The following is a 7857-nucleotide window of genomic DNA, read 5'->3' on the forward strand; positions in this document are numbered from 1 at the left end:
GCCGACCGGGCGGAGCCGCGCAGGCCTCCGGGGCGGACGCCCCCGTCCGGGCCGCCGGTGCGGCATACGGCGACGGCCCCGCCCTCGGCGCGGGGGACGCGCTCGTCCTGGGCTGCGATTCGATGTTCGAGTTCGATGGGCAGGCCGTCGGCAAGCCGCACGATCCGGGTGTGGCCCGCGAGCGGCTCGCCCGCATGTCGGGCCGGTCCGGGGTCCTGCACACCGGCCACTGCCTCGTCCATCCCCGCAGCGGCGCCACGCTCGGAGCCGTCTCGCACGCCGTCGTCCACATCGGCGAGCTGAGCCGACAGGAGATCGACGCCTACGTCGCCTCGGGCGAACCCCTGCACGTGGCCGGGTCCTTCACGGTCGACGGACTGGGCGGCCCCTTCGTCGACCGAGTGGACGGCGACCACCACGGGGTGGTCGGCGTCTCCCTCCCCCTTCTGAGGCGGATGCTCGCCCATTGGGGGATGTCCGTCACGCAGCTGTGGGAGCGCCCGGCCGACGGCGAGCTCGGCGAGACGGCTGCGGGGATCCTCCGCGCGACGACGCGCTACGTCCCCCGGTACGGGGCGGACGCCTTCATCGCCTGCTCGTGCGGCGGATGCCACTGGGGCCTGAACGGCGCAGGCGGAGTCCTGGCCTTCCGCCGCGGACGCGGCGGCGTCGAGGTACTGGCGCAGCTGCGGTCGGCGCGCACGCACACGGGCGGCACGTGGTCCGTTCCCGGCGGCGCCGTCGAGTGGGGCGAGTCGCCGGTGGACGGCGCGGTGCGCGAATTCGCCGAGGAGACGCAGATCGGCGCGGAGGATCTGGAGATCCTGGGCACGCACGCCGACGACCACGGCGACTGGGCGTACACGACCGTCATCGCCCGATGCGAGGGCGCCGAGCCGGTGCCGGACTATGAGTCGGCGCAGCTGACCTGGACGGCGCTGGATGGCCTTCCGGGAGGCTCCGGGCTGGCCTCCGCTCCCCTGCATCCCGGCTTCGCGGCCGCCCTTCCGGCCCTGCGTGAGAAGATCCGCAATCTGGCCGGCCCGCGAAGCCGATAGGCTTTCCCCATGAGCGACAACACGGCATGGGGCTACGGCCTGGCGACGATCCACACCGACGGCCGCACCCTGGACACCTGGTACCCCTCGCCCAGACTCGGCGCTCCGGGAGAGGACGAGGCCGCGTCGGCCGGTCTGCGCCGGCTGGAGGGCGGCGACGAGGTGCGCCGGGTCGATCTGCGAGTCGTCAAGACGGTCGTCGACCTCGACGCGGCCCCGGCCGATCCGGCCGACGCCTATCTGCGCCTCCACCTGCTGTCCCACAGGCTCGTCAGGCCGAACACGATCAACCTCGACGGCCTGTTCGGCGTCTTGGAGAACGTCGTGTGGACGAACCTCGGCCCGTGCGCGGTGGACGGCTTCGAGGCGACCAGGCTACGCGCGCGCCAGGCGTCCGCAGGCCAGGTGCACGTGTCGGGAGTCGACAAGTTTCCGCGCATGGTCGATTACGTCGTGCCTTCGGGCGTGCGCATCGCCGACGGGAACAACGTCCGCCTGGGCGCCCACCTGGCGGAGGGGACGACGGTCATGCACGCCGGCTTCGTCAACTTCAATGCCGGCACGCTCGGCGACGCCATGATCGAGGGGCGCATCTCCCAGGGGGTCGTCATCGAGGACGGCTCGGACGTCGGCGGCGGCGCCTCGACGATGGGCACGCTCTCGGGCGGCGGCAAGGAGCGGGTGCGCGTCGGGCGGAGATCGCTCATCGGCGCCAATGCGGGCATCGGCATCGCCCTCGGCGACGACTGCGTGGTCGAGGCGGGCCTGTACGTCACCGCGGGCACGAAGGTGAGCCTCCTGCCCGCCAAGGGCTCGCCCCAGGCGCCGCGCACCGTCAAGGCGCGCGACCTGTCGGGCGCGGACGGCATTCTCTTCCGGCGCAACTCCCTGACGGGCGCTATCGAGGCCGTGCCGCGCGCGGGCACGGCCGGCATCGAGCTGAACTCCTCCCTGCACGCCAACTGACGACTTGCCCACCATCGGCGGCCGGGGCCGGGCCCGCGAAGCCTTCGCCCGCGCGGCGACTCCTGCGAGCTGTGGGCCACCTTGCCCGGAGGCTTCCCACCTCAGGTGAGCGGCGCGCTCGTGGCGGACCCGGAACGCCCCGTCCAGCACCTCCGCATCCTGGGGGCCGCACATGAGGCGAGCTCCCCCTCGCCGTATCGGGACGGGGCGCCCGGGCCGAGAAGGCTATCCGTCATGGCGGACGGCGCGCAATATCTCTCGGTATTCCTCCGGGTCGGCGTCATACTCACCGAACATCTGGGCGTCGGCGACGATATCGCTCAAGGCCTCGTCCGCCACACGCCTCCGCCGTTTCCGGTATTCGACGACATCGGACAGATAGAGTCGACGGTGGCGACGCCTCCGGACGAAGGGAATCTCCCCCTCCTCGAGCATGCGCACCAATGTCGGACGCGAAATCCCCAGCATGTCAGCAGCTTGTTGAGTCGACAGAACCGTATGCCGAGGGACCACGCTCACCGCCATACCCTGACGCATCGCTTCCGCGACCCGCCTCAGAACATCGACCATCCCGGCGGAAAGCTCAATCGAATCGTCGCCTGTCACAAGACGGGGACGCCTGTCCTCTTGTGACAGCGCATGCGCGGCGAGGCGCTCGCATATACGCGCAGACTCTCCCTCGATGTCCCCGGACCGATCCCCGAAATCGTTCGGAAGATAGGTCTTGCCTTCGACCGTCTCAGCCACTTTCCCCTCCTCTGGGCGGGATCGACGAGTGCGTCGATTTTCATTTTGTTCATTTCCACCGCATCGCCCGTTTGGCACCCGTGTCAACGGTCCGTGCGATTCGACCGCCGGCGCCGCCGTCCTCGCGGCGGGGACGCCCCGATCGAGGCGGACGCTCGCGACCGGGGCGAGCCCGCTCAGCCTAGCAAGTCCGGCAGTCGGGGAAGCCGTCGGACGGCTTCGTCCACGGCTTCGTCGGTGGCGGTCAGGCAGATCCGGACCCGGTCGGCTCCCGCGGGCCCGTAGAAGTCGCCGGGGGCGACGACGATCCCCAAGTCCGCGCAGGCCTTGACGATGTCCCACCCGCTGGCGGCCCCGCGGGCGTCGGCGGCCCATATGTACAGGCCGGCCTGCGAGAGCGGGTCGTCGACGAGCCCCGCCCGGTCGAGGACGCCCAGCAGGCGTTCGCGCCGGGAACGGTAGAGGCCCTTCTGGGCGGCCACGTGGGCCTCGTCGCCCAGCGCCCACGTCATCGCGGCCTGGACGGGAGCGGGCATGAGGAAGCCCGAATGCTTGCGCACTTCGGTCAGGGGTGCGATCAGCCGGGCGTCCCCCGCGATGAAGGCCGCCCGGTATCCGGCCAGGTTCGACTGCTTCGACAGGGAGTACAGGCTCAGCAGCCCCGCGTAGCGGCCGCCGTTGACCCGCTCGTCGAGGAGCGAGGGCGCCTCGGGAACGCTCCAGGTCAGCTCCGCGTAGCATTCGTCGGATGCCAGGACCGCGCCGCGATCGCGCGCCCAGGCGACGATCCTGCGCAGCTGGGCGAGGTCGAGGACGTGCCCGTCGGGGTTGCCGGGCGAATTCAGCCATATCAGCGAGACGTCTGCAGGCCAGGAGGCGGGATCCGAGGCCGTGTCGAGCGGAAGGGGCGTTGCCCCGGCCAGTCTGGCCCCGACGTCGTAGGTCGGGTAGGCGACCCGCGGGAAGGCGACGACGTCGCCCTCGCCCAGCCCGAGGAGGGAGGGAAGGAGGGCCACCGTCTCCTTCGAGCCGATGGTGGGGAGCACGCCGAGGCCGTCGCGGGTGGCCGCGCCCCGGCGCCTGGCGCACCAGTCGTATATCGCTTCGCGCAGGGCGGGCGTGCCGATCGTCGGCGGGTAGCCCGGCGAGTCCGAAGCCGCGCACAGGGCGTCGCGGACGCCGCCGGGCACGGGGTCGACCGGTGTGCCGATGGTCAGGTCCACCGCGCCGTCCGGGTGCCGTGCGGCGCGCTCGCGGATCGGGATGAGGGAATCCCACGGGAAGTCGGGGAGGGCCCCGCCGTACAGCGCCATGGCGGGGCTTACTCGTAGTCTTCGCGGCTTTGCGGGGGAACCGAGTCGATGTACGGGTGGTCGGCCCCCGTCGGGCCGATCCCCTGGGCGCCGCCGGGCGAGCCGAGGTCGTCGAAGAACTCCTCGTTGACGCGCTGGAAGACGGTCCATTCCTCTGGCAGGTCGTCTTCGTAGTAGATCGCCTCGACGGGGCAGACCGGCTCGCATGCGCCGCAGTCCACGCATTCGTCGGGATGGATGTATAACGTACGATCACCCTCGTAGATGCAGTCGACGGGGCACTCGTCGACGCACGCACGGTCTTTGACGTCGACGCACGGCAGGGCGATGATGTAGGCCATGACCATCCTTTCTTTCCCTCAACATTAGTGCGTCCGCACATGGCGATCGCTGAGACGTCCGCCACTGCGCGGCCGTCTCAGCGATGCGTCGGATTGCCGGTCGGCGGGGCCCCGGCTAGTGGCAGACGACGGCGTCGACCGGTTGGTAGGTCCAGGACGTCGTCTCCTCCTTGTGGACGGTCCCGTTCAGCGAGATCTTGCGCCAGATGTTGACCGTGAACCCGGGCGCGCTGGCGTTCGACGGCTGGCAGTCGGCTGCGGGATTGCGCCTGGTCGTCGGCGAGGTCTTGTTGTAGGGGGCGCTCGTCTTGACTTCGACATCCCAGTACTTGGTGGACCAGAGCCGCGAATACACCTTGCCGTCGGCGACCCACGTGTCGATGACCGCGCCGTACTTGCTCGTGTTCTTCCAGATCATGTCGATCTTCCCCTCCCACAGGGTGGCCTCGTGGCCGATGGGGTAACGCGAGAAGTACTTGGAGTGCGGCTTGTGCTGGATGTCCTCGTACCCGGCGAGGAAGCCGAGGTTGTAGGTGTTGGTGGACAGCTGGGAGAGCCCGCCGCCCAGCGCGGTCGAGTTGAAGCCGTTGCTCACGACTCCCGAAGAGACGAAGCCGTGCGCCTCGTCGATGGGGCCGAGGGCCTTCAGGAGGGAGAAGGTGTCACCCGGTTTGACGAGCGTGTTCGCCACCTTCGCGGTTCCGATCTGGAGGTTCTTCGTGCGCACGGCGTCGTCGGTCAGAGGCGTCTCGATCTGGGCGACGACTTCCTTCACGCCCATCTTCTGGGCCGCCTCCGTGGTGATGGCCGGGGTCACGGGCTTGGGCGTGAGGACCACGCTCCTGTTCCCGGTGATCGCCTTAGCGGCTTCGGAGGCGAGTTTGTCGTCGTCGACGCCCACGCCGTCCTCCGAGGGGACGACCGTGGGGGTCGTGTGGTTGACGATCTCGATGCGGGCGTCCTTACCGGGCTTGAGTATTCCCCGGGCGTTGGCGCGAAGCGCGTCCCCGAGCTTCTTGGGGTCCAGTTCCAGGGCCAGCTTCCCGTTCTTGGGGGAGAACGTGGCCGCAGCCGCGAGCTGCTCGGGGCTGATCGTCGTCTTGGCCGAGTTGAGGGAGACGTTGAGCGGTCCCGAGACGAGCGGTTCGGCGACGTTCCTGTAAGCCTGGTCCGCCTCCGAATCGGTGATGTCGGGATCGGACTCCACTGTGGGCAGGGCGATCGGCTTGCCGCTCAGAAGCCTGCGCTCGACCGTCTTGACGGCTTTGCCCATGTCGATCTTCTGCCCCTTGGCCGACGAGCTCATCACGGGAGTGGTGCCGTTGAAGGACAGCGACGCGTTGATCGGGGGCTTGTCGGTTTCGTTGGCGAAGATCCGCAGGACCGTCGTCAGCTTCGACCTGTCCACGTCGAGCTTGGGTGCGACATCGCCGCCGCCCGCGATGCTGCGCCACAGACGCGCGGGGTTGAGGGAGAATCCGGTGAGCGAGTTCAGCGTCCCCTTGACGTTGAAGCCGGCGTCGAACTCCTCCGGGTTGATGGTCTTCGACTGCGAGCCGACTTTGACGGTGATCGGCCGGCTCGTACGCGTCCCCAGACGGCTGGTGAGCTTGGCTTCGGCGTCTGCGCGCGACATGCCTCCCACGTCGACGCCCGACACCTGGGTCCCGGACGGGATCCTGTCCGAATAGAAGAAGCAGGCGCCCACGTATCCGATGAGGAGGAAGGCGAACACGGCCACCGTCGTCCACAGCGCCCGGCGAGGCCTGCGGGGCGCCGAGCCCGCCACGCCGTCGCGTTCGAGCGCGGCTTGCGGGCTCGCCGCGGGCTGCGCCGGCATGGCGCCGACGGCGGCATCCGGCCCCTGCCCGCTCTGCGGACGCACAACGACCGGGGGCGCCGCCGCGGCCGCGCTCAGGGCCTCGGTCTCCTGGACTCCGGGTCGGCCGGACTTCGCGGGCTCGACGGGCTGGCCGTACGCCGGCGTCTCCTGGCGGCGCTCCTGCGGTTCCCGGCCGTGGTCCTGCGGCTCTTCGACGCCGTGTTCCTGCGGCTCCTGGTCGAACAGCTCGCCGAGTTCCTCAGCCGCCGCGGCCGGCCCGGCCTCCGCCTCGACGGCCTTCGCTTCGACCTCGGCGGAGGGCTCTCCGGCCTTGGCGGGAGGCTTCTCTTCCGAAGGCGTCGGCGCCGGTGAGAATACGGCGTCGAAGAGCGCCGTGTGGTCGTCGTTGCCCTCTAGAGAGGTCAGGGCGCCGGGCTCCCCCTCCTCCGACGCGGGAGTGCGGACCGACGGAGCGGAGGGCTCGGCCGCGTCGGCGGCCGTTTCAGCGGAGGCGGGGGCCGGAGCAGTTTCGGGCGAGAAGTCGTAGAGGGCCTGCGCGCCGTCCGCCGCCTCATCGGCGCCTTCCGCCCCTTCGGCTCGGGCGGCGAGCTCCTCTGCGCCGGCGGCGCGATCGGAGCGGTCCGACAGGCCGTACCCGCCGGGGTCCTCCGGGGCGCCGTGATCGTCGGCGCGGCCCGAGTCGAAGCGGCCGGCGCGGCCTGCCTCGACGATGTCGCCGGTGACGACGGGGATGGTCGCCGTCACGTCGACGTCGGACGTCGCCTCATCGTCGATTCCCGGATCCCACTGGCCGGCGGGGGCGGCCCCGACGTCCTCCCCTGCCGCGGCCTGCGCGGCGTCCGCTTTCTGCGCGGCGTCGGCGCCCGGGGTGGAAGCGTCCACCGGCTCACCGGCGTCCGTCGGCTCAGCCTCAGCGGAGCGGTGCGGCTCGTCGGGTCGGTCGTCCGCTCCTGACGGAGCGTCTTCCGCGCCCGGCGCGAACTCGCCTTCCGACGAGGACTCGCCTTCGCGCGCAAAAGGCTCGGCGGGGCCGTCCGCAGCGGAGGGCGGGATGCGCGCCGTATCGGCTAACTCGCCTACGTCTGACCCTCCAGTCGAAACCTCTTCCGCGTCGGCCGGATCCGTGTCGATCGGGTCGTCCGCTCCCCCGGTCGAGGCGCGTGGAGCCGCGTCGGGGGCGGCGTGCGCGTCTCCGGCGGGTTCGCCGACCTCGGACGCCCAACCGGCCGTTCCGTTCCCGCTCGCCTCGGCTTCGCTCGCGGCGGTCGGCGAATCGGATGCCGCCGGGGGGCTCCCGGAGGGGGGTTCGGACTTCTGTTCCTGCGAAGACGGGGCCGCGGTCGCCTCGGGGGAGGCCGCCGCGTCCTGGACCGGGGCGGTGGATCCGGCCGCGCCGCGGTCTGCAGCGTCTTCGTCTGCGACGTCTTCTTCATCGGCGGCGACCGGCTCGGCCGCCTCATCCTCGACGGCTTCGTCATCCGCAGTCCGGCCGGCTTCGCCGGTCGCGTCACTGCCGCCGCTTTCGACTGCATCGCCCGTTTCGGCGGCTGCCGGTTCGCCGGTCGCCGCACGCCCGCCGTCATGGCGGG

At 70.8% G+C, this 7857-nt stretch carries 6 protein-coding genes; 2 read left to right on the top strand and 4 right to left on the bottom strand.

Annotated elements, in window-relative coordinates; all coding sequences use genetic code 11:
- On the top strand, positions 1-1058 hold a 1058-nt coding region (locus HMPREF0043_RS11960; protein ID WP_021602310.1), incomplete at its 5' end, for a Maf family protein.
- A gap of 9 nt (positions 1059-1067) precedes the next feature.
- Positions 1068-2024, top strand: coding sequence for a 2,3,4,5-tetrahydropyridine-2,6-dicarboxylate N-succinyltransferase (gene dapD, locus HMPREF0043_RS07065; RefSeq protein ID WP_021602311.1), 957 nt, complete (start codon positions 1068-1070; stop codon positions 2022-2024).
- 225 nt (positions 2025-2249) lie between these two features.
- Here dapD and HMPREF0043_RS07070 read toward each other — a convergent pair whose 3' ends face one another.
- From HMPREF0043_RS07070 to HMPREF0043_RS10275, 4 genes are all read right to left on the bottom strand, one after another.
- Positions 2250-2771, bottom strand: coding sequence for a helix-turn-helix domain-containing protein (locus HMPREF0043_RS07070; protein WP_021602312.1), 522 nt, complete (start codon positions 2769-2771; stop codon positions 2250-2252).
- A 176-nt stretch (positions 2772-2947) separates the two neighbouring features.
- On the bottom strand, positions 2948-4084 hold the full coding sequence (gene dapC, locus HMPREF0043_RS07075) for a succinyldiaminopimelate transaminase (protein ID WP_021602313.1): 1137 nt from the start codon (positions 4082-4084) through the stop codon (positions 2948-2950).
- Positions 4085-4092: 8 nt separating this feature from the next.
- Positions 4093-4425, bottom strand: a complete 333-nt coding sequence (gene fdxA, locus HMPREF0043_RS07080) for a ferredoxin (protein ID WP_040318098.1) — start codon at positions 4423-4425, stop codon at positions 4093-4095.
- 115 nt (positions 4426-4540) lie between these two features.
- Positions 4541-7857 (bottom strand): VanW family protein (locus HMPREF0043_RS10275; protein WP_021602315.1); only part of this gene is annotated, 3317 nt, incomplete at its 5' end.

It is taken from the genome of Actinobaculum sp. oral taxon 183 str. F0552, from assembly GCF_000466165.1.
Taxonomy (GTDB): Bacteria; Actinomycetota; Actinomycetes; order Actinomycetales; family Actinomycetaceae; genus Peptidiphaga.

Excerpts from the sequence above, each read along its gene's own strand:
- dapD (WP_021602311.1), top strand. The coding sequence starts at position 1,068 with ATGAGCGACAACACGGCATGGGGCTACGGCCTGGCGACGATCCACACC.
- dapC (WP_021602313.1), bottom strand. The coding sequence starts at position 4,084 with ATGGCGCTGTACGGCGGGGCCCTCCCCGACTTCCCGTGGGATTCCCTC.
- fdxA (WP_040318098.1), bottom strand. The coding sequence starts at position 4,425 with ATGGCCTACATCATCGCCCTGCCGTGCGTCGACGTCAAAGACCGTGCG.